The sequence below is a fragment of the Saprospiraceae bacterium genome, from assembly GCA_016710235.1.
Classification (GTDB): Bacteria; Bacteroidota; Bacteroidia; order Chitinophagales; family Saprospiraceae; genus Vicinibacter.
The window spans coordinates 2190043-2214021 of sequence record JADJLG010000001.1 but is presented as its reverse complement, the minus strand read 5'-3'; the positions used below and the strand labels follow the sequence as shown (position 1 = coordinate 2214021).

Sequence of the window (23979 nt, the reverse complement as noted above, 5' to 3'; positions counted from 1 at the left end):
AATTTATTTTATATATAAATAATTTGTCATGTGTTTAATCCCAGAAAAGGAGGAACCATGTATATATCGTCCTTTCGACTTCGGAAGCATGAATCCTACAAAGTCAGTATGTGGCTTAATACTACTTAATTAGCCTGGTGAAAACTACATTGATAAACTTAGCGGTTGTAGTCGTTTTTAATTTCATGTATCAGTCCAAAATGATTCAGGGTACAACATTAATGTAGACGAATGGTAATACTCACTGACTCTGTAAACTCTATAGTTTACCATTAAAAAGAGATAAATTGTATCACAACTTGGTTCGCGTTCAGTTTCCTTTATGCAAATCCAAAATTGACAAATTCTGAGCAAGGTTGGAAATATAGTTGTCTTAAACTCGAAAAGGTAAACTTTCAAGAAGTTTATGATTCAGAATATCTTGAATGCAAACTCTCCTAAATGAATTCTAGTCTATTCCCTCCAGCAGGTAATTCATTCGCAATTCTCAACAACTCTTCGACTGCTGCTCTACCCCTTGGACCCATATCCCAGCTCATTTCGTTTACATATAAATCAATGTGATTTTGAATTACTTCTTGGTCCATCTCTTGGGCATGCAATGCGATATATTCCTTCAATAAAACTGGATGAGTTCTGGCGACCTCTATGCTCTGTTTGATCTGATCAGACACTCGTCTGGCGAATTCCACACCTAACTCTTTTTTCACTAAGATGAGCCCCAATGGAATGGGAAGTTCATATTTTTTTACCCATAATTCTCCAAGATCAGACCACAGATGAAGCTTTTTCTTGCGGTATGTAAAGCGTCCCTCATGGATAAGTACCCCAGCATCAAACTTCTTGGCTGCTACAAGGCTGTCGATCTCTGAAAATAGTGCATATGTAAGTCGATGGACAGCAGGGTAAGCATCTTGAAATAGAATATGGGCGGTTGTCTTTTTTCCAGGCAAGACTACTTTCATCAAGCTGAAATCTTGGGGTTTCTGCTCGTGGGCAGATACCAGAATTGGTCCGCAATCTTCTCCCAAAGCTCCTCCGCAATTCAATATGTAATATTTATCGCTCAGCTGGCCAACTCTTACAGCTGACACTTTGACTATGTCAGGCTCTCCGGTAAGCGCATATTCATTCAATTCTGAAATGTCCATGAAGGATGTTTCAGATAACTTTATGGTACTTCTTTTGTTAAGTAGTCCAATCAGCCATGCCCCAAAAATGAATGTGTCATTTGGACAGGGAGAAATGGCTATTTTGATATTTTGGTCGATCGACATGAAGTATAAACTCAAAATCCTTTACGAAGATAACCATATCATAGTGATAGAAAAGCAACCGGGCGTCTTATCTCAACCAGACACGACAGGAGCCCCAAATCTAGTGGATATGGTGAAAGAATATCTGAGAATAAAATATGAAAAACCAGGTGAGGCCTACGTCGGTCTAGTCCAAAGATTAGACAGACCGGTGGGTGGTGTCATGGTACTGGCAAAAACTTCAAAAGCCTTCATCAGGCTGCAAGATCAGATGAAAGCTCGAACGATAAAAAAGCATTATCTCGCTGTCAGTGGGTTTGCTCCCCCAAAGGACGAAGACGAACTCAATCATTTTCTGCTCAAACATGAAAGCATCAACCGCACTTCCGTATATGAAGAACCTTTGGAAGGAGCGAAGGATTCGAGGCTGAAATACAAACTTCTGGGAACCCATGAAGGCCGTTATATATTTGATATCCAATTGATTACTGGCCGATCTCACCAAATTAGGAGCCAAATGGCGCATATCGGCTGTCCGTTGTTGGGGGACGTAAAGTATGGGAACAACCTTACCAAACTAGGTTATTTACTGGCACTATATGCTTATTCACTTAGTTTTGACCACCCAACTTTGAAAGAAAGAATGACATTTTTGAATTATCCTAAGGCCAAAGAGTATTGGACCGGACTAGATATTTTTTTTCCTAAAGAAAATAGCGAGCATTGATTAATTTTGCGTCCGGTAAGGATTCTTGATCGGCTCCTTCTGAACTCCCCCAGGGTAGAAATACAGCAAGGGTAGGAAGTTGAGCGGTCGTTGGGTTCTTACCATTTTTTTTACCTTCAAAATACAACATATGAAGTTTTTTATTGACACCGCCAACTTAGATCAAATCAAAGAAGCAAAAGACCTGGGTATATTGGATGGCGTTACTACCAATCCAAGTCTTATGGCAAAAGAAGGGATCACAGGAAAAGAGAATATTTTCAGGCATTATAAAAAAATTTGTGACCTAGTAGATGGCGATGTGAGTGCAGAAGTGATTGCCACAGATTTTGAAGGCATGATGAAGGAAGGTAAAGATCTTGCACTTATATCTGAAAATATCGTCGTGAAAGTTCCCGTTACCAAAGATGGAATTAAGGCTATTTCTGCGTTCACAGAACAAGACATTTTGACCAATTGTACTTTAGTTTTCAGTGCCGGTCAAGCAATACTAGCTGCAAAAGCAGGTGCAACATACATTTCACCGTTTATCGGCAGAGTTGATGATATCAGTTGGAATGGAATGCAATTGGTGAAAGAGATTTACGAGATCTATATGACCCAAGGTTTTGAAACAGAAATATTGGCTGCTTCGATCAGATCTCCACTTCATATAGTTGAAGCTGCAAAAGCCGGAGCTGACGTAGCCACTTGCCCTTTGGATGCGATATTAGGTTTACTCAAACATCCACTTACAGACATTGGCTTGGAAAAATTTCTTTCAGACCACAAAAAAGCTGCTGCAAAATAATTAGACAAGGAATGCTTCTTGTTCCAAACCTTCAATACTTGGTTTGGATTAAGGAACTACCACCATTTTTGTTTGCCACAATAATCCAGATCGCTCTGTTAATTGTATAATATATATACCTGGTGGCAGTTTCAAGTCAAACGTAATTCGATCCCTCTCCTGACCTTTGGCGTTAAACAGTATTTTACCTTCGACAGAATATAAACTCAAAAGTTTATCACTGCTCAGCTTATCAGGAAAAACCAAAGTAAAGGTGCCGAGATTTGGATTTGGAATGACTTGCACTGTTTCCAATCCAAAGGTTTGAGATGATGTTGTAAGTTGACAAAGTGCTGTGTACATTTTCTCACATTGATTGCTATCTATCACTGTAAGATTTACTCTGGGATCCGCCGAATAAAATGTATCTTGATTAAACTTTGAATTCCATATATAATGATATCCTGAATTCATTCCTGTGGTAGCTTTGAAGTAAAAAGCACACACGCTATCCTCCGGTTGATTCTCGACGATTATATCACCTGCAATATCCTGAAAAGACTCCACATTTATTTCATTGCTTGCAGTACATGCATTTTCATCTGTAACTGTAACCTGAAATAATCCTCCGCTCTGAATGTTCATTTTTCTCTCATTGATTCCCGTATTCCACAAATACTGTACAGCTTTAGAATTAGCAATTAATTCAACAGTTGAGCCGGGACAAATTCCTTTGGGTCCTAAAATCTCAACCATCGGTCCTGCCAAAACTTTCAATTTAAATAAAACGTGCACATGGTAGTTCGGAGGACAATGCAAATAAGAATGAACAATATAGTCACCCGGATGAGTAGCAGAAACAATTGCGTGATCTCCGAGAGGTACAATTTGGAGGCTATCAGATTCTATCGTAACTGAATCAAACCTAATGGGCAAAAAATTAAAAAATGCAGAATCCAAATCAGCTTCTTTTCCTACACAAATGGTATGTGTTACTGTATCTTGAATCAGGAAACTGAGGGGAGAACCGATATTTGGTTCTTTATGAGTAATTGGCTTGGTTAGATCAATTGCAACAGAAATAGGTAAACTAACAGTTTTATTATATAAAATATAGCTATACACATCATATCTCACCATTAGTTTGTATTGATCAGTGGGAGAAATATTATTAAAATAAACACCGCTTTTGAAGTTTGTATCAACCACTATATTATCTGATCGCAACAGCGCCGCTCGCTGTGCAATCAGTTTAGTACTATCATCATTATCTCTCAGTTCGACAAGCACCCATCGGACTATGTTAGTTGGTATGGATTTGACCACTTCCCTTCCAGTATAGTTAAAAGGTTCTCGATCAAAAGGCTGCTTAAGGTCTAACTTAGGTATACTATCTGTGCTGCACGGAATTTTAGCATCCACTTTGATTTGAGCTATCGCAGGTGCACAAGAACCTCCTAAATTTGCATCCATCCATTGGAGTCGATTCCAGATCCAGGATTTTACTTTCCCAATTTCTTCTGAATATGACCTGACAACATATGCATTAAATCCCCCAGGATTTGTGCCTAATATTGGCCATTTTTTGAAGTGTCGGTTCATGGCATCCATCAAAGTATCCGCAGCATATTTGTCAATAAAGGAAAAAATTAAACTGGTATCCAATATTCCGCCATTTCGTAAACTTTGGTATCTGCATCTGGTTTCATTCGCAAAAACAGGATCTTCAAGCAATCTTCTCCACATGACCGGCGTAGGTAAAGTAGCAGGAACACAGCCATTATACATCCATCCTGTGAATAAAGCGCCAGAACAGAAACTCGCGTTCCCATATGCAAAATTATAATCCCATACGGGTCCTGCTTTTAGTTGACCTTTTGATCCATCGTCTTCTTGTTTCTCCTTATGAAAATAACTACTGGCTTTGTAAGCGTCTGCATTGCGTGTAAACTCGGTGAGTAACAGATAATCAATAAACGAAGGAGTGCTGATGTATCTGCGATAGCCGACAATAGGGTCATCGAAATTAGCACCAACCAAAGTTTTTTCAAAACTGTCAATATACCTTCTTATATAATCTTGCTGCTTTAATTTGATATCTGAGGGGTCTGGGTAATCATATAGCCAAGTTATATTGGAATTATTTGTTGATTTAACCGAGGAAACAAAACTTTTATCTCCAGGATTATTGCTTTTGTCTATTTTCATGATATATCCTCCTGTCAGCTCTGTACCACTTGTATCTTCAGGGTTCATTTTGGCAATGTCAACACGATTCTTGTCCCTTTTGATTTTCTCAACCAAAATGTAGATACCTTGATAGCTTCCATTCAATATCAGTTCGCAATATCTGGTTCTCGGAGCCCAATGTCCCATTTCACTCCATAGGTGGTAAGTCAGTACATTTCTTAGTAAACTGACATCATTGTAGGGTGCATACAAAATCCAATCCTCTTCTTCAGGCATACCAAGTAAAGAAACTGCAATATCATCTCCGCTCAGACTGTCTTTAAGTTCAAAACCATATTGTTTTTGCGGATAAGCTTGGGAGCTATTGCCTCTGATTTCAATGTCAATGGAATTGTTGTACTCAAAGGTTGGCTGTTTTGTATAATTCGTATTACCGGGACCATTATTTATGACTTTCAAGTAAGCTCTTATACGTGGCTCGTTTACGATTGTTTTACCTCTGGTTTCAATGATACAAATCGGTAATTTTGATGAATCTAAAACAATGGATTGGGCAGTCGATTTATAAGCACTAATTAAATCGAGAGTAATGAAGCTTAATATCAAAAAATACAACCGTGACATACTGCTTTGAGATTATCCCACAAGATAAAGTTTTCTCTCGATGAATTGCGAGCAAGTTTATTATGGATTATTTATATCATGCAGCACCTAGAATAAAATCTCAATCGATTGACAAGATTGAATTAACTAATCCGAATATTTACTGGAACAATTTATCTTGGAATATGGATCGGTATCCAGCAAATATTCCATAACCACCTGAAACATTAGTATGTGTCAGGATAGGTTCATACAATGGTATTCTCTGGTTGTTATTTGCAAGTTGTAAAGCAACACTTCTATGAAACAAATAATAATCTTTAGTTACCTTTCTCAATTCAAACTGGATATGTTTGAATATTTCTTTTTTAAGATCAATGATACCATTTGTTCTTAGTCTGAATCGATAAGATAGCTGTCCTGCATTAGAATTATCTTCCGCAATTAGAGCGCCGGGTTCGTGCTGCAGAAGGAGTTGATTATTCTGATGATTGTCTATAAAACTCATTTCCAAAGCTTCTTTGGGATTCTCGGTATTGATTACAAATTTACCTGAAGTGACGTCAAAACGATAATTAACTTTATAAGGAATTAAATGATAATAATTATCCGTATCACTTTCATCATTCCACGAAATTCGAACATCAATACTTTGGCGAATTCCACTTTCAGAGAAATTTGGATTAAATAATTCTACGATGAGACTGTTGGATTGAATAGTCGAACTGGGTATTTCTGTTTGGGCGGTGAGAACCACGCTATCCGAGGTCAACCAATGGAGCTTATAAGCTCCATCCAATTTCTCGGCATTAGATAATAATTTGAGTCTCCTTCCATTTGTGTTCGGCAAGACATAAAAAGGGAAAGATTTATGTTCATTTTCCATTTTCAGTACATATGGCGTTTCCGGCAATCCAGAATCATTTGAAAATGGGTTTACAAATTTTCCGATCGTCGCAATGACCGGTGCATCCGGACTTATAAAACAAACCATATAGTAACCAGGGGTCACATGATCGCCTTCAGGTATATACTCACTAGTGCAAGAAGATAATATTGCAAAGCAAGTCAATGCCAGTAACATTCTAATACCATTCACATGGCAAAAATATATAAAATGTTGAATTATTAATCAAGGCAAAACATATATAATAATCTTTTATACAAATAAACTTCTAAGCCTTTGAACGCCAGCTGATCCTATAGCTTACACTGGGAAGGAGAGGCATGAGGCTCACCTGTTGGAATTTAGAGTTGATACTTCCGGTGCCTGAACCATCTAATTCAATAAAAATCGGATTCAGTCTATTGGTTAAATTATATACGCCTATATAGAATTCTTGTCCTATCCGGTCTGAAGTCAATGTATAGCTCAAGCCCAAGTCCAGTCTAAAATAATCGGGAAGTCGTTCATTGTTGAGTTTGTCATAATGGTAAATATTGAGCTGAGGATAACCACTTTCAGTTGAGTAATACAAATAATCACCGGAAGGTAAACTAACAGGGCTACCTGTAGCAAATTCAGAATATAAGTGAAGTTTAGTATTCTCAAACAATTGATAAGTAGTCAATAATTTGATTTGAATAGGTCTATCATATTTGTACAAAAATTCCTGACCTCTATTTAACAACTCAAACTTTCTTGTCGACTTGCTCCAGGTGATGTTGGATTGGCAAATCAATTTACTGGACTGAAGCCGGTAAGATAATTCCAGTCCTTTAGACTTTCCAGAACCTGTGGTAAGCTGTTCTTTCCAGTTCTTAATTTCAGCAAAAAGAAAACTTGCACCTTCTTTTATTTGCACCAATTGCTTCGAATTTTTAAAATATGCCGACAGTTTAAAATAAGAGTGAGAAGCAGGAGTCCAATTTAAATTAAAAGTGAATTGATCAGAAGTCTGTGGGCCAAATTCCTTTGTGACAGGGACCCAAAGATCAGTAGGTAGTCCTAAAGAATTTGAACTTATCAAATGTGCCGTTTGAATATTTCTATCGTAAGATATAGATAAGGCTATTTTCCTTGAAATATCAGTGATCAAGCTTGCCCGTGGTTGCAATCTAACAGTTCTGACTCCATCATATTCAAGATAAGTAGCTCTGATCCCTGCAGAAGAAGACAATGACCTATTCCATCTTTTATTGTGTTGTATAAATACATGAAATTCAGGTAAACTCGACTTATTCTTTTGTAAAATACTGTCTATCGGACCTGGTGTATAAGATAAAAATTCACTTTTCAAATCACTTCCCAATTGTGTAGTATACAATGCTGGTTTAAACCCTTCCCGCATCAAGGTCCACCCTGTTTTTAATTGGTGTTCGCCTCCAAAATGCAAATCAAGAAAACTGTTCCAACCAAAATAATTAAGTCGCGTATAAAAAGATCTTCCCAATAAAAATGAATCTCTTGCTACACCGTTGAAACTGGTCAAGTAACCTTCAAACTGTTCTGATGAGCTGTGATAGGTTCCGTAATAAAATACTTGATTTAAAAAAACGGATTTTGTGAAACTATAATGATACCTCAAAGACGCGATTTGGTTTCTCCATTCCAGCTGATCGAAATTACGACTTACTGTAGAATTGTTATCATTTTCTGTATACAATAATTCTTGATCATTAAAAAAATCTTTCCCTGTATAATAACTGAGATACACTCTACTTTTAGAATTGATCAGGTATGAGAGTTTGGCATTTAAATCATAAAAATAATATTTTGTCTCACCTTCTTTACCACCTTGCTCCTTGAAATATTTTGTGAGAGATTTTATAAAAGGATCGATCATCGTTCTGCGTGCAGAAAAAAAACAAGCCAATTTTTCAGTCATCAGAGGTCCATCAAACTGTATTTTGCTACTCAACAAACCTGTGGACAACATCGCATTCCATGTATTAAAGCTACCATCCTTAGAATGGATATCAATGACGCTGGATAATTTGCCGCCGTACTTTGCTGCAAAATTGTCCTTGACAAATTGAATGTTTCTGATTGCATCCGGGTTGAATATACTAAATAACCCTAGAGCATGATTGCTATAATACAATGGCACATCATCCAACATAATCAGATTTTGATCGTAGCCACCGCCCCGAACGTTGAGACCTCCAAAACCATCCGCACCACCTGATATCCCTGCGACAGACTGAAGACTTCGTTGCACATCTCTGTCACCAAAAGCGGTAGGCACTGCCGCAATAAATCGTGTTGATACTATTCCTTCGTTCCACTCTTTCATCTCTGAGTTTCTATCAGAACTTTGGGAAACAATGATGGTTGGCAATATGGATTGATTAGAGAGTCTGATAGTTAAAAAATTGGAAGGATTTCCTTTTAAGGAAACCAATTTAGCCGCATATCCTAACTGGAACACTTCAATTTGGTCCAATTTATGTTTTGATTTCAAAACAAAATATCCATAGTCATTAGTCATTGTCCAGTTTCCACCGTTGCTTACAATGGCTCCAATGATTAATTCCTGAGAAGCAGAATCTTCAACTCTGCCACTGACATAGTACTCGTTGGGTTCTTGGGGAATGTCAGGTTCGATAGCAATTTGCTCAGAATTAATCACTACAAGTTTCAAATTGTGCTCAGCACTGAGTTCCCCTAAAATATCTCGAAGTGGATGATTCACAAAATACTTTGTAACCTGTCTTTTCTCACAATAAGCTTGATCAAAAGAAATGTTTATTGCACTGGTTTTAGAAATTTGTCCAAATGCTTTATCTAAAGTTGTGTGATGAAAGCTAAAACTATAAAGTTTATCTAAATTGTCCTTTTGGCCTTTTAATTCTACAACGAAAAGGAAAGACAAAAATAAAATGACAACAAGATTAACACGCATGAATCACTTGTGTAATATTCTGCGCAAGATATGGTTTTATTTACAATTACCTGAAATGAGATAGCCCTCAGCTGATTTGCTGACTCGTAGCATAGGGTAAGGTGTTGTGACGATGCGAAGCACTTGTTCAATATTTGTGCCCAGACTTAGGTCACCGGGAGAACTGAACCTCAACTCGTCAATACAAGGTCTGTCAGCTCTGATATCAACAGCATAAAACTTAGATATATCTTTCAATACCTGGGTTAAGGCAATGTTTTCAAATTGCAATGTCTTTCTAAACCAAGCCAGGTCGTTAGCAGCAAGATCCGTTTCTTTCTGTATAATACCTTCCGCGTCAAAAGTCATTTTTTCCCCTTTCGAAATAAAGACCGGAGTTGAACCATTTTCAGGGGTAAATTTAACCTGACCAGATGTCACAAGGATCGTTAGCGAAAGATTGTCCCTTTGAAACACATTAAAACTAGTCCCAAGGACGGTAATGTCTCCTTCAGAAACATGGATTACAAAAGGTCTTTGCGCATCTTTACTGACTTCAAAAAACGCTTCACCTTTCAAAGTGACGTTCCGATTTCCTTTCTTAAAGTGCTTTGGAAAACTTAGGGAAGATCCTTTGTTCAATTTGACAACTGTGCCATCTTCGAGATTGAATGTGCTGATCGTCCGCAAATTGGTACTAATCGTTTGGACCTTATTGTAGTTATTGAATACATTCAAACCGGCGAAAACAAGCAATCCTAGCAAACATGCCGCTGCAGCAAATCGGAGAAATACATTAGATCTCATTCTCATTCGACGCATCTCTCCGGCTTTGCTACCCGCTATTTGGTACTTTTGGGAATATCGCGCATAAGCTGTCTCAGGATTTATTTTCAGTTCGGGTTTGAGCCGTGCACCGGCTTCCCAAATAGTCCTGTACTCAGCAAAGATCAAAGGGTGATCGTTTGAGGCATTGATCCACTGCTCAAATGCAGCATTCTCCTCCGCATTGAGTTGGTTAGTAAGCTTTTTATGGATCAATATTTCTATCATAAAAGAAACTCCTTTCATAATAAAGACAATATCTCATTTCGTCCCCCCTACTCTATGACAATATTTTTTAACTGATTTCGCAAAATTTTTAGTGCTTTTCCAATATGGTTCTCAACAGTTTTGACAGAGATGTCTAGGGTTTCTGCAATTTGACTGTAACTCATATTCTCGAACCTGCTCATTCTGAAGACGATAGAGCATTTTTCAGGCAAAGAATCAATGGATTGATATAATCTTTCAATATTCAGGTCCTTCTCCGACGATTCTTGGCTGACCGAAGGATCATCTGAATCTGCATAATCAGTATCCTGGTCCAATTCTTCAAAATCCAATTTCTTGCTTTTGACAAAATTAAGGGCGCGGTTGGTTGATGCTCTTAGTAAATAGTACTTCAAGGAGGAACTAATGTTGAGCTGATCACGCTTGCTCCAAACCTCAGCCAATAAATCTTGACATAAGTCCTCTGCAAATTGTAAATCGCCTAAAATACTATACAATCTGCTCACAAGAGTAGAATAATAATGCGAATAGATCAGTGACATGGCGGATTCTTGACCGGCTTTGAGCCGTTCCAAGATCATTTCGTCTATGTCTGCATTATTGGATTCCATGAACTTTGAACTAAATCTGAGTCTTAATGGACTTCTTGTTTTGCCATTGAGACTATAAAAATTCAAAAAGCCACCTTTTCCTTTAGTTTATTTGAAACTTGACTACTTAAATTTGTTTATATTGAAACAAACAAATGAAATTACCTTGTTGATGATAAAAGCAATTTTTGAGTCTAATAAACTTAAGGACAGGTACAAGTTCTGAGCTTTTCTTCAAAAATCGTTCCGACTTGATCATTTTTTCAAACTTAATCATAAATCATGAAAAATCCAGTTACAAAGATCAGCACATTCCCTTTCTTGGCACTTATTTTCCTATTTTCAGTAAGTCAATTCTCATGTAAACCAGGGGCGGGAACCGGTCAAAATTCGAAAGAGCTGGTTTTTAAAACAGAACCAATGGAGTCTTCCACTCCATTCCCAAATGCAGCGATTCAGTCCGTAGCTTATGAAAATGGTACTTTCAAATATCAAATCAGTGGAGACTACAAATTGGGTGAGCAAACGAGCGATGCACCACAGAAAATGTGTGCCAACTCTAAAGATGGTCAGCATATCCATCTCATCGTCGACGATAAGCCTTATGAGGCGAGATACAAAGACAGCTTTCATTATATCGTCCCGGATGGCAAACACTATCTTTTGTCTTTTCTATCGAGATCATATCATGAAAGTATCAAGACAAATAGTGCTTTTTCACTTATGAATGCTGAAATTAAAGATAGCAGCCTTGTAAAAGTTGAGCCCGTATCTCAACCAATGCTGTTTTACAGCAGACCAAAAGGCGTTTACGTAGGTAAAGATGCAGATAGAGTCATGTTGGACTTTTACATGGTCAACTGCCAATTGGGCTCAGAATATAAAGTAAAGGCTGAGGTGGCCGGAAACAGCTTTGTCCTCGACAAATGGGAACCCATTATCATGACAGGACTTCCAATGGGTGAACACGTAATGAAATTGAGCCTTGTGGATGCGTCTGGCAATCTTGTCAAATGTCCATTAAATCCTGTTGAAAGAAAATTTACCTTACAGGCAGAACCTTCGGTAAAATAATTCTCCTTAGATTTGCACTCGCTAAACCTAAAGGTTTAACAAACGGTGGTTGTAGCTCAGTTGGTTAGAGCATCGGATTGTGGTTCCGAGGGTCGTCGGTTCGAACCCGATCATCCACCCCAAGGCCTCCCAAACGGGAGGCTTTTTTATTTTTAATTCATACGTCTTAATACGACTAAACTTAAAATAAAACTTAATTTTATCTTTATCAAGGATTACAATTAATAAGGAATATCTACCTGAATAATTTGTCTATTACGACTGGTGAAGCTTACTATTTCAACAAAATACCTACCAGGGACCAAATCATTTTGGGACAAATCATTTACGGCTGCATGGAGACCCCCATACCACATCAATTGCCCGGAGAGATTGTAAAGATTTACTATGACGTCAGTGTAAGATTTCCATATACCTGGTACCGGATAATGATTTCCAGCAATACAAATCATCAGCTGATCACCTTCACCTTCACCCACCGCAGAGGGTTCTATCTTGATATTCACAGCTTCGCGTTTGCTTGTACAGACAATATCATTTCTTCGTAACACCCAGTCATAGAAAAAATAATAATAATTTTCTCCTACACTTGACTCTGTTATTTTAACTTTATCTTCTATCCTGATTGGATAAGAGAATCCTTTATCGCTTCTTTGAAGTTGCGGCCCGTTAGTTCCCAGATAGAAAATATTTGTGTCTCGGTTTGTGCCCAAGTACAAATATCTCGAGTTTGCAGCTAATTTAAAACCCAGATTCACTTGATTTTGACCAGGCAAGATGTTGACCGATTTAGACGCGATCACTGTCCCGAGGCCATCTTTTAGTTCAAAGTTTCGAACACCACCAAGGTCGGCAAATACTGTGACCGAGCTAAGGATCACATCTTCCAATGCTGAAAATTTCATCTGAGGGTTGAGATTAGCAGAAGGATATGGACCTTGAGCAAACTCAGGATAAATCAAACTGCCATGTATTTCTTGTGCACTGAATGTTGAATCATATTCGAACCAAAAAGTTGTATCTCTAGTTGCTGAAGCCAATTTCAAAATAGGCCCTGTAAAGAACTGTAGAATTGAATTTTCTCTGATATACCATCTGGTGTCTGGAATTTGACTATTGATTTGAACATCATTTCCATATCTAACCAAAATATCAGCCAAGTTCAATGGATCTAAAGTCGGAGTTACTTTTAATGTAAAAGTATCCGTAAACACACTTCCACATTTACCCTGCACCTCAGCAAAGTACAAGCCGTCCCGTTGCGCAACAAATATGGAATCGCTGTCACCATCCTGCCAGCGTAGCACATGATAATGCGGAACATTTAGCTCAACGGACTCTCCTGCGCAAACAAACTCATCAAAACTATGATTCAGTGTGGGCTTCTGTAGAGGATGGTAGAGAACTGAAGTTGGTTGCGAAACTACACTACACAAATCCAAATTTTCAGCAACATAATAATAAATACCATCCTCGTTTACGATCAAACTGTCACTTGTCTTTCCTGAGCTCCATTTATAGTTTTGCAATGACGATTCTGCCCTTAATGTCACACCTTGATCATTACAAAAAACCAATTCGCCGGTTGGATAAAGTTTTGCTTTAACCGTGGCGCAACTGTCCTTTTCAGATATAAGATAAAATTTATCTCCATCCAAGTTTTTAAATTTTTGGATAAAACCAGATGGCCATTGTACAATCAGACTATCTACTACAGAGTATCCTGACAATCCAAAATGCAAATTCAAACTATTCTGAATACCATAAGATTCTCCCGAACTCAATTCTCGATATTGCCCTATTTTACCAGCATAGCACCACACCTTTGCTCCTATGCCATTTAGATTGCTATTGCTTCCTTTGAAGCCAAGTTTCAGCCAGTGATTTTTTCCTCCTGAATTCAAAAAAATCTTGTCTTTTTGATTGTTTGGAAAATTGAGCAAGTCCGCAAAAGATGTGTAGACGTCTGGGTAACCATCTTCATTGAAGTCTCCGGTAGAAAATGAGGAAAATGGTCTAGAACTCTGCCATGATTCAGCTAATGAAAAATGTCCTTTGGAATCATTTATCCACAATTCTGTTGCTGTCCCTGATATCAACAAATCCAAATCTGCATCACAATCAAAATCATAGGCCGATGCCTGTATAGGAATCCCACTGAATTTCAAATTGGACTCAAGTGTTCTATCTTCAAAATTGCCAGCTGAATTTTGGATCATGATTAAAGATGGAGTGTAATGATTTAAAATGAATAAATCTTGTTTTCGATCACCATTAAAATCACCTTTTACTGTGGTCCAGGTTTGATCAGTAATAGCTAATCCTTTAGTATCTCCTGTTTCGGTAAACTTACCATTTTGATTTTCATAAAAAAAATTTCGGCGTCTCAGATCTGTTGGATCATCTACACCTGCTCTACACCTTGATATATACAAGTCCGGGTCATTATCATGATCAAAATCTGACCATAATATTCCATAATTACCTGCCTCATAGAAAGGATTAGGCAAACTCAGATCTACCCAATTTAGGTTCTCTGAATATATGCCTCCAATATTTTCATAGATCCTTGCGTGAGCATTATCATCGCAAATTGAATAATCTATCCATCCATCATTGTTGATATCAAAAAAATTTGCTGATTGTGAAAAAAAATCTGAGTGGACCAAATCATCCAATCTAAAAGTTAAATTTGTATTATATAATATTTTAATGGAATTTTCATCACCTGCCACTATGATATCATTCCAACCATTTCGATCTATATCTGCTACACTTACTGACCATAATTCATGCTTGGATACATCATACGGCAGCTTTTTCCAAATAAAATTTGCGCCACCTCCATTGAGACCAAGCCAAAGCTGCTGTCCTTGATCGACCACCAGTATATCGTCAATATAGTCCCCATTGATGTCTGATATGCAGGTGACAATTCCACTGTGAAAAACTTGTGCCAGTTCAGCTTCATCAAACTTAATTTGGGCTTTGACCTCGGTATCGAAAATTCCGAAAAAACTAAAGGCAAAGCACAATACAAATAATTTATACATTTGCAAGCTCGTCGTTTATTATATATGATACAAAATTACTATTAATTTCTGGTTCATTTTCAACTATTGACATGGCAATAGCCTGGTTTGCATATTTAGAATTTTATTACCGCGCAAAAACTATATATTCGATTCATCCGCCATTTTTTTATGATTTGGTTACCAAAGTGTTTGATCCCAGCAGGGTTTATTATGACTTTGACAAGATAAATACGCAATATGAAGCAATATGTTGCCTGGAACAAATTATCCCCGAAGATGAATTTTCCTTTGAAAGAAATCAACAAGGAAAAAAACTTGGAAATTTTGCTAAAAAAGCTGTTAGCCCTCCCAAAGTTTGCCATGATTTGTACAGGTTGATTGAGTATTTGAAACCTAAGCAAATTTTAGAATTAGGGACTTGTCTTGGGATATCTACCTTAAGCATGGCCATGGTTTCCCAAAATAGCGCGATCACTACCGTTGAGGGAAATTCTTTTTTCAGTCAATTTGCACAGCAACAGAATGCAAAATTTGTAGAAAATGTGAGTTACCTCAACCATCGATTTGAAGACTTTTTTGCTTCAAATGAAATAAAGAATTTTGATTTTATTTTTATTGATGGTGATCACAGTTATGAAGCTAGCCATGCTGCAATGAGACATATTATGTCATGTTGCTCAAGCGACGCAGTCATTCTCTTTGACGATATACATTGGTCATCTGATATGTATAAAGCATGGAAAGAAATCATTCAAATGAAACAAGTCCATGCCAGCTTAGAAACCTGTAGATGGGGATTGGTCTTCTTATCAGAACATATCACTTCTTCACATATCAGTTCTATCCCTTATTGGGCCAAGCCCTGGGATATTGGCCTATGGTAATCTGCTTTTTTAGGTCGATGTTTCTTTGAAATAGTTTAACCTAAAAGGAAGATAAAACATCCCTTCTAGGAAGCATTTGTTCTGAATATCTATCTCATCAATGTACAATGCTTATTTTCACTTGCTGCTTCAATCCACCTTTCAGCTGATAATCCAAAAGATAAATGCCTGCCGGAAAATGATTCACATGCATCTTGTATGATATTGATTGAGGGTACACTTGCATTACTTGTTGTCCTTGCAAGTTTTTCAAAATCAATGATTCTATTTTTTGTATTCCCACAAAATTCACTTCATCATCCCCTGGTTGTGGATATACATTTAGTAATGATTCCGTGGGGCCTCCGGGCTCATGGACACCAACTGTCGTGAGATCAACCACCTTGCTGGTTGTGCTCGAATTACATGAATTTGAAACTACCAATCTGACGGTATACTTGAGAAAATCCGGAAAAACATGAATCGGGTTTTCTTCACTACTATTCGTACCATCGCCAAAATCCCAGAAAACATTTTTTGTAGCAAAAGAATTATTTGTAAACTGAACAGTTTTCCCCTGAATTGAAGTGGCAAAAGAGGCAATGGGCTGTAAAAAAACTTTTATATCTTTTATGATATAATAAGTTTTATCCGCGTCTGTCACTTTCTCAACAATTTTTTTATTTCCGCCATTGGTATAACGTACAGTAAAAGGCCCTGCACCGGTAGCTGTTTTTGGCACTGCACCGAGTCCAAAATCCCAATAATGCTCTCCACTCGTGGAAGGGTTATCTTCCTTTACAATAGTTGCGGTGAGCACGCAAGGATCGTCAGGAGCTGCGTCGATGTTATAATTGGGAAGAGTGTGTTCTCTTTCTTTTACAACAAAATCATCAATGAACAAATCGTGATTCATTCCTTTCGTTGTTTCCAAGAGTATAACAATTTTCTTTCCCTTAAATTCGCTTAAGTCAAAGGATAATTTTTGCCAATCCGCAGCTTTCTGCGGAGACCAGTCAGTTGAAGATGAAGTATCAACCGTACTTAATAAATTACTATAGAGTTGAATAATCTGTGTTTCTGATTCATCCGAACCACAGACAGAAACCACTTTAATTTTTACACTATCCAGAAAATTTAATGCTCTACCATCCATATGATAAGCGAGATTAAAGTAAAGGTATGGTTCAATCGCACTATTCAAATCTACAGTCTGAGAATATAAGTAGGTTTTGGTTCCGATATAACCAAATGTCTTGTTGGAGTAATAAATTGCATTACTCTCTGTATTTGAATTTGATTTTACTTGGCTGACCGCCCAAGATTTCTCATGAACAGGATCATAAAATTCCCACTTTAAAGGCAATTGATCAGAATCAAATCCTTCAATTAAAGGATAGACTCCTATTTTATCTTTGACCGCAGTCAGATAAAAAGAAAGCTGAGAAGTATCGTTATATCTGAAGCCATCATTGACGATATCAATCCAAACGGGAATAATGGCATCGCCGGAGCCTTTGCTAGAAATTAAATTATTAACACTTAAGCTTAGTGAATCAAATCCTTTGATCTGCTTTATAAATTTATGTTGTCTTACACCTTCTGAAGAAAGTGCTCCAATGATAAACGAATCAATTGGATTTGCTGTAAGATTATAAATTTTGACAGCCGCATCAATATTGGTTATATCACAATTCAACTTAACTTGTTGAGAGGAAGCAGAAACCAAATTCAACTTTGCATCCGCATCGACAGGACAGTTCACTAAGGTTTGCGGAATTTCGATCGCTTTGTTCCTTTTAGATAACACATCACCCTTATAGCCTGCAACGGAAACCCATTTTAAATCACGGGGATTTGTAATTGGAATAGAAATGGAATTAGTACCAGACGTAGCAAAAGGTTCCATATACTTATCTCCCAATTTATACAGTAAGAAACTATCCTTCGCTGATTTATCCCATGTCAACTGAATTTCATTCGGACAAAACTGTTTCAACTTTAAGCCATTTACTAGTGTAGATGAAGTAAAAAAATCACTTCTGACTATTTCACCTCCTTGTTGAATTTCGACGATACATCGATTTGAGTTTACACCAATAGGGACCGACCACGGCATAAGAAATGCACTAGATGGTACTTTTTTTCTAATTCTCCAGGTACTTCCTTCATCAATCGAAATCCTGACTTCAACTGAATCCTTAGAGCCGTTTGTCGTAAAATAAACTGCAGTAGCGTCACCTGATTGAAATTTTTCGCCACCGATTGGTGCAGAAAGTCGAAGTTCTGCAGGCTCATAATCCTCTAAAAAATAAAATTGAACCTCGTCATCCGGCATGGAGGAAGCACTGATCTGGACGGTATAAGTTCCTGCAATGGGTTGATCTAAAATAATTTGTTCAAAATTATTCATGGAATCAATTCCGGCTTAGCTCCTGCTCCTAAGGTTATAATATTAGGTCTATGATCTAATACCATTGGATGAACGACTCCACCTCTACTATCGTGCAACACTAGATTTAGATCATTGATTAAGGCTCTGGAAGAAAGCGGGGTAGAAGGCGATTCAGGCCAATACAACAGCAATTTTGCTTTTTTCACATTTGCCGGAATATTGAGAGTCAGCTGTTTTGTTTCTGACTGGTGGAGTGTCTGGAGCTGATAAGATTCAGCTTGAACACATTGATATGCTCTGTATGCATCTATCATGCCCATTCCGTGTATGTAATCCGGCCCGGGAGTACCCAAATCTGAAGCTGTATTCATAAGAATTGCTTTGATCAATCCACCTGGAGGATTTTGTTCCATGTGCTTCTGCTTGTATGCTTGATATAACAAAGCCATTGTTCCCATTACACCTGGCGCGGCTGCCGAGGTACCACCACCTACTTGATACTGGTTATTCTCATCTGTTGATAATTCATCCGTGCCACGTGCAGAAACTTCTGGCTTCATCCTACCGTCCTTGGTTGGACCACGTGATGAGGAAACCTCTACTGTACCATCAAATTTGATATTTGCCACTGTAGTAGCATTCTTTGCGATTTTGTGACCACCGGTTATATTCCCCCATTGCGGACCGGCGCCATAGCCACAATCCAGATTGTTTGAATTTCCTGCTGAAAACACATGCATCAATTCCTTATTGTCCCAAAGCTGCCGATCTACAACTTGGGTACCTAAAGTATATCCTACGTTGCATCCATCACTGTAAGATGTATTGGTCAGAACTACTCCTTGTTCTGTATGCAATGCTTCTGTTCCATCGAGAAAATCTGCTTGATAGTTCAGTGTGTAAAGGGTAGCACCAGGCGCCATGCCTTCATAGCTTGGATCAATGTTGCCGGCCCCGCAAGCGATACCACTCGTCATGTCTCCATGATTTCCAATATTACCGAACGTACCATCTATTTTCCGGTTTTGAAAATCGATATGGGGACCTACCATGCCGTCATCCCTGATACACACTTTTACTCCGGCTCCATCCAGCATCAGGTTTTCCTTCACATTTGCTCCAACTTGGTTGACTCGGTGCAAGAATCTTCCCTCGCGATCATCTGGGACAGCTGGGCCTGGAAGACAGGAAAGGAATTCGACTCTTGTATCAGCTGCGATTTGAATGAGTTCAGACCTCTGACATTCAATTATACTAATTTGATCAATTGCTGAATATTTTATCAAAATTGCGCGGTGCTTTGCTAAAATCCTGGAAATGTAATTGAGATCAGAACCAGCAAACCAACTCACCATGAACTGGGATTTGCCGGAAACAGCTTCTGAGCACATTTCCCCATAATAGATAGGCTCCGATAATTTATGTTCCGGGAGGATGTCGGCGATAGCAGTTGCACCTAGTTCAAGTAAAGAGTTCCAAGTGCCCTGATTCACACTCATGATATATGATGTGTGGGGAACGAATGCATGAATTTCTACTCCCAAGGCCAAAAGTTTTTGCTTTTGTTCAGCATTGAGTTCTGCGCGGAAATGTATCAATACTAATTTGATTGAATTACTCACATCCCTGTGTGACAATGCATGAATAAAAGCGTCGGCATCATGCATGACTGGTTTACAGGATGAATTGTGCCATAAAACTGAAGGGAGCTGTTGACTTTCCAGCTTAGACAAGATAAAAAAACAAAGCAGTAAGGGAAAATGAAATTTCGATGGCATAAAACGGTTATTTTATGCTTAAAAATAATGAAAGTTTCTTATTTACCCCTAATTAATTCCCAAACAAGCGCTATTCGTCAGCTTGCGGGATTTCATCCATTACGTTGAGTAACTTAACACATGAATGATCCAGTAAATCTAATAAAGACTGATTTTTCACTTCCAATCTATAAAAATTATCTTTATTAAAAAGCATTTTTCCAAATGCATCAAGCTCTGTTTGTTTCAAACTCCCGAAAGTCTGAATGAGTACTTTAGAAGAACCTGGTTTTTCAGCTTTCAATTTCAATTCATTCATGCTCAATCCGCCTGCCAATTTATCCATTTCAGAAAAAGGATACAATGCTTTCACTACAGTCTTGTCCAGATTTTTCTTTGCCCATGAGCCGTTCCACACTCCGAGGTAATAATTTTCAAAAACATATTCTTGCAACACTAGTCCTGATTTTTGGAGTGTGGCTTTATCTTCTTCCGAAGGTAGTCTGCGAAATTCCACTTTTCCAAAGTGCAATTTACCACATTTTGACTCCGTAAGATCGGTCAAAATTACTTTATGCGAACACGAACTCAATAAAACAAAGGAAGAAATTAAAACGAAGAACTTTTTCATTTTGAAATTTGTGAAAATATGCTTTGCAAAAATTGGTAAAAACTGCTGTGGCGCAAGCCAAAAATTAACCACAGGCAAAAACAAAGAACCATACTAAATCCTATGCTCATGGCTGAAACGATGAAACTGACAAATTGTTCTTTCCAACCAGAAAGTTCATATAATCCTATCCGTTCATTTGAGATAGAAAAGTATGTATAGAGCAAAACTTTTATACCCATATATAGGGTAAATATAAGGATTGAATAAGCAAGGCCTTTCATCATTTTCTTCCAAGGCATCTTTGTCCCAACAAAAAGTGAAAGCAAAAATGCCAGTGGTGCATAGATCATTTGAAAAAAATAAAACTGTGCAGAATAAGTCGATATTCTAACTTCGTTCAACCCTTGTCGTCTTGCATTCTCCATTTCAATCTTGATTGTCTTTGGATTTCCAAATACTATATACATCCGATTGTGGTCCTTTTTATTCTGATCATCATAGACATCTTGAGATGATATCTCTGCTTTAGAAAAAAAACTTTTGTCCAATGCTGTGATAGCTACTCTAAGTTTTGCATTGAGAGATTTATACACAGCGGCATTCTGAAACAATAGAATGCAGAACGCATAACAAAACCCAAATAGAATGAGGAATCGAATGATTTCATTTCTCATTTTTAGTTGGTTTGTCTGCGTTTTAAAATACGGTTTACCCAAATCAACCATAAGACGATGCTAAACATTAAGAAAATAACTACACCACCGTGCAAGTGCAGTATCTCAAACAATGAAGGCCAATAAAGACCAGCAAGATAGAGTCCGGCGATTCGTAGAATATTGAGAATACTGAGCACCAAAACCCCTGTCAACAATCCGGGCCACTTTTCTCGCCAGGAGACAAGGGGCATTGCCAATACTGCTGTAACAAAGACTGCTGTGGCCTCTATCCCATCACAACCACTTTTTATTGAAACCCGGAACTTGTCGCTTGCGATAGAATCATTTGCAAAAAACGTCTCATGCCCCATGAGCTTCAGGAGATTGTTCGCCAGCATGGCCTGTACATTAAGGATACGAGGCATGATGTAGGTAGTATAAAAACCGGAATAATAAAATGCATAAAATGCGCCTAACACTATGCAAAAAGCAATCAAAAATCTTGCAATAGGGCTGAAGTTTTTCCAAAAATTCATTCCGAAATTTTAATAATTCAAAGTATTGTAAGCTACAAAGGTAATACCAAAATGGGCAATCTCTACTGTCCTAAGGTTAAGTAAAACCCAAATTTTGAGTTATTATCCAAAGCCAACATAGTCATAGATAAAGGGTTAGTATAAATTAAAAAGGGCTAAATTTCTTTAGCCCTTTTTAATTTTTCTAATATGATATTATCCAGTTTAAATCAGTCTTTATTAAACAACATCAACATATGAATCAAATAAGTCAATATGGGAACGGCGAACAGCATACCAATAATATCAGCAGTTGTAAACTCACCCCAAATGATGTAGATTATCACCCATCCAACCAATGCTAACATAATAGCATAAACGAAGGATTTGTCAAAGACTTTTCTATCAAAAGGAAGATTCATCTTTCCCTTTTAAAACTCAGGCAATAATTGATATTCCACATGAAGTGGATAATATATCAATTAAGCCTTTTGAGTTTTTCTGGATAAGTTGTAAACTGTTACAACTGCCATTGTTAACAAAATCAAGCCAAATAAGAATAGGCCCCATTGAGTCATAGTTGGTACTGGTGTACCACCGATGGTCAAGTATTGGATACACTCAGTACCTACGCAAGCTGCTGCATCCTTAGATGAACCGCTTTGAGGAGTGATTGTAAATTGGTAAGGACCAGGGTTACCAAATTCCCAAGTAACAACTGTGAATTCAGAACAAGCCGGAACGTCAAAATCCCAAGAGTTTACAGTTGGTTGGTTCAAGAAGTAAGAACCGTTGTCTGTAAAACCAGGAACAGGACAAGTCATGTTAGCAGTATAAGATCCGTTCAAAGTAAATCCTACCAACTGTGCAGTAGTTGTTCCATCATAATCGATAGTATAACATACCGTATTAGTAGCATTTGAGTTTTTGAACGTCAAAGTCTCATATCCTCCTACGAAGTTATAAGGAGTACATCCATGATTCGCACAAGAACCTGATCCAAGAGGACCGATAGGCTGACCAGTCATATTACCTGTTGTGAAGGCTACAAGAGTACCGCAATTTGAGTTTGGAGTGCTACCATTCCAAGAAGAAATTACCGGATTGGATAGCGGTTGTGCCATAACAGAAACTGTGATTGCACAAACTGAAAGTAATGAATAAAATATCTTTTTCATTAGATTGATTTTTGAATTGAGATGGTTATTAAATGAAGTCTGCTTTAATTAGTTAGAGTACGCTCTTTGAAGGAAATAATTCAATTTTTTTCCATCCAATGCACCTGGCATCAAGCTATCTTGTTGCTTAACTCTTAAGTAAACCACTCTGTTTACAGCATCAAATCTCCAAGTAGCATTAGTATTTAATGCAGTAATGTACTTGCTAAGATATTGCTGATAAGCAGTCTCATTGTTTGGAACCGGAGATTGGCTCAAGTCAACTTTGTACTCAGTTTGCCAAGGCAGATTGTCGTTAATCTGCAGCAGACCAGATGAGTTTACTGATCCAGTAGATTGCGCGCTCATGTTTATGGCGAATCCAAGGCAGAAAAGTAATGCTAGATTTTTTAACATAATATTCATGATTTTAGTTTTAATACTGGTTTATAATACAAATTAAAAAAATTACAAAACTAAATACAGAATATCAGTGAGTGCCAAAGGCTGTTTCAGAGATAGTCTGTAGATAATAACGCACAAAATTAAACTAACCCTGAATACTTCTAGTGGAGTGAGTTTAGTTTTGGTATCTCTGAGGCTTGCTTCGTCTAAGAGATAGGGCGAAAGTAGACACTTGGCCAATTTCTGCATATACCATCAAAATGGTATTTTAAATTTTAAGACTATTAATAATATTTAAGTCATTGATATTGAATATTCTACTTTCATATTTTTTAAAAATTTTTAACCAATGAAGCAAAAAAAAATGTCCCGAAGGTCTTTTACACAACCTGTTTTTTGCATTTACATCCAAATCATATCAATTTTATCTATTATATATAATTGTTTTGTTCGCACCTCCCGCTCATTTTACAGCTTAGAATTTATGGATCAGAAGA

At 37.6% G+C, this 23979-nt stretch carries 19 protein-coding genes, 1 tRNA gene and 1 other RNA gene; 6 read left to right on the top strand and 15 right to left on the bottom strand.

Translation table 11 applies throughout. The features are described from left to right. Positions 1–437: 437 nt before the first annotated feature. Complete coding sequence (locus IPI99_08805; GenBank protein ID MBK7340612.1) at positions 438–1277, bottom strand: 1,4-dihydroxy-6-naphthoate synthase; 840 nt, start codon at positions 1275–1277, stop codon at positions 438–440. Between IPI99_08805 and IPI99_08800 the strand changes: the two genes are divergently transcribed. From IPI99_08800 to fsa, 3 genes are all read left to right on the top strand, one after another. Next, positions 1276–1983 (top strand): RluA family pseudouridine synthase, encoded by a 708-nt coding sequence (locus IPI99_08800; GenBank protein ID MBK7340611.1) that lies wholly within the window; start codon positions 1276–1278, stop codon positions 1981–1983. The two genes, IPI99_08805 and IPI99_08800, sit on opposite strands and share 2 nt — an antisense overlap. Before the next feature lie 14 nt (positions 1984–1997). After that, positions 1998–2089: signal recognition particle sRNA small type (gene ffs, locus IPI99_08795), an RNA gene on the top strand. Positions 2090–2113: 24 nt separating this feature from the next. Beyond that, positions 2114–2773 carry a fructose-6-phosphate aldolase gene (gene fsa / locus IPI99_08790; GenBank protein MBK7340610.1) on the top strand — a complete coding sequence of 220 codons (660 nt, stop codon included), beginning with the start codon at positions 2114–2116 and terminating at the stop codon, positions 2771–2773. A gap of 48 nt (positions 2774–2821) precedes the next feature. Here the strand turns inward: fsa and IPI99_08785 are convergent, their stop codons facing one another. The 5 genes from IPI99_08785 to IPI99_08765 form a co-directional block, all read right to left on the bottom strand. Beyond that, entirely contained in the window at positions 2822–5566 is a 2745-nt protein-coding gene (locus tag IPI99_08785; GenBank protein ID MBK7340609.1) for a CotH kinase family protein, read from the bottom strand. Between the two features lie 139 nt (positions 5567–5705). Then, complete coding sequence (locus tag IPI99_08780; GenBank protein MBK7340608.1) at positions 5706–6629, bottom strand: DUF4249 domain-containing protein; 924 nt, start codon at positions 6627–6629, stop codon at positions 5706–5708. Between the two features lie 91 nt (positions 6630–6720). Further along, positions 6721–9390: a TonB-dependent receptor plug domain-containing protein gene (locus IPI99_08775; protein MBK7340607.1), complete on the bottom strand. Its 2670-nt coding sequence runs from the start codon at positions 9388–9390 to the stop codon at positions 6721–6723. A 36-nt stretch (positions 9391–9426) separates the two neighbouring features. Next, positions 9427–10422 (bottom strand): FecR domain-containing protein, encoded by a 996-nt coding sequence (locus IPI99_08770; protein ID MBK7340606.1) that lies wholly within the window; start codon positions 10420–10422, stop codon positions 9427–9429. 47 nt (positions 10423–10469) lie between these two features. Next, the gene (locus tag IPI99_08765) at positions 10470–11099 is read right to left on the bottom strand and encodes an RNA polymerase sigma-70 factor (protein MBK7340605.1); all 630 of its coding nucleotides are present in this window, start codon (positions 11097–11099) and stop codon (positions 10470–10472) included. A gap of 195 nt (positions 11100–11294) precedes the next feature. Here IPI99_08765 and IPI99_08760 point away from each other — a divergent pair, with 195 nt between their 5' ends. Both IPI99_08760 and IPI99_08755 read left to right on the top strand, forming a co-directional pair. Further along, positions 11295–12086: a phosphopeptide-binding protein gene (locus IPI99_08760; GenBank protein MBK7340604.1), complete on the top strand. Its 792-nt coding sequence runs from the start codon at positions 11295–11297 to the stop codon at positions 12084–12086. A 45-nt stretch (positions 12087–12131) separates the two neighbouring features. Continuing rightward, positions 12132–12208, top strand: a tRNA-His gene (locus tag IPI99_08755). A 99-nt stretch (positions 12209–12307) separates the two neighbouring features. Here the strand turns inward: IPI99_08755 and IPI99_08750 are convergent. Beyond that, complete coding sequence (locus IPI99_08750) at positions 12308–15139, bottom strand: CRTAC1 family protein (GenBank protein ID MBK7340603.1); 2832 nt, start codon at positions 15137–15139, stop codon at positions 12308–12310. Positions 15140–15210: 71 nt separating this feature from the next. Here IPI99_08750 and IPI99_08745 point away from each other — a divergent pair, with 71 nt between their 5' ends. After that, positions 15211–16005 carry a class I SAM-dependent methyltransferase gene (locus IPI99_08745; GenBank protein ID MBK7340602.1) on the top strand — a complete coding sequence of 265 codons (795 nt, stop codon included), beginning with the start codon at positions 15211–15213 and terminating at the stop codon, positions 16003–16005. Between the two features lie 97 nt (positions 16006–16102). Here the strand turns inward: IPI99_08745 and IPI99_08740 are convergent, their stop codons facing one another. From IPI99_08740 to IPI99_08705, 8 genes are all read right to left on the bottom strand, one after another. Further along, positions 16103–18397 carry a PKD domain-containing protein gene (locus IPI99_08740; protein MBK7340601.1) on the bottom strand — a complete coding sequence of 765 codons (2295 nt, stop codon included), beginning with the start codon at positions 18395–18397 and terminating at the stop codon, positions 16103–16105. After that, positions 18394–20157 (bottom strand): S8 family serine peptidase, encoded by a 1764-nt coding sequence (locus tag IPI99_08735; protein MBK7340600.1) that lies wholly within the window; start codon positions 20155–20157, stop codon positions 18394–18396. The genes IPI99_08740 and IPI99_08735 overlap by 4 nt, the downstream gene beginning before the upstream one ends. Before the next feature lie 70 nt (positions 20158–20227). Then, the gene (locus IPI99_08730) at positions 20228–20767 is read right to left on the bottom strand and encodes a hypothetical protein (protein ID MBK7340599.1); all 540 of its coding nucleotides are present in this window, start codon (positions 20765–20767) and stop codon (positions 20228–20230) included. Further along, positions 20764–21423 (bottom strand): hypothetical protein, encoded by a 660-nt coding sequence (locus tag IPI99_08725; protein MBK7340598.1) that lies wholly within the window; start codon positions 21421–21423, stop codon positions 20764–20766. The genes IPI99_08730 and IPI99_08725 overlap by 4 nt, the downstream gene beginning before the upstream one ends. Positions 21424–21425: 2 nt before the next feature. Then, the gene (locus IPI99_08720) at positions 21426–21941 is read right to left on the bottom strand and encodes an archaeosortase/exosortase family protein (protein MBK7340597.1); all 516 of its coding nucleotides are present in this window, start codon (positions 21939–21941) and stop codon (positions 21426–21428) included. Positions 21942–22150: 209 nt separating this feature from the next. Continuing rightward, positions 22151–22342 carry a hypothetical protein gene (locus IPI99_08715; protein MBK7340596.1) on the bottom strand — a complete coding sequence of 64 codons (192 nt, stop codon included), beginning with the start codon at positions 22340–22342 and terminating at the stop codon, positions 22151–22153. A gap of 60 nt (positions 22343–22402) precedes the next feature. Continuing rightward, positions 22403–23098 carry a hypothetical protein gene (locus IPI99_08710; protein MBK7340595.1) on the bottom strand — a complete coding sequence of 232 codons (696 nt, stop codon included), beginning with the start codon at positions 23096–23098 and terminating at the stop codon, positions 22403–22405. Between the two features lie 48 nt (positions 23099–23146). Further along, entirely contained in the window at positions 23147–23494 is a 348-nt protein-coding gene (locus IPI99_08705; GenBank protein ID MBK7340594.1) for a hypothetical protein, read from the bottom strand. Positions 23495–23979: the final 485 nt, after the last annotated feature.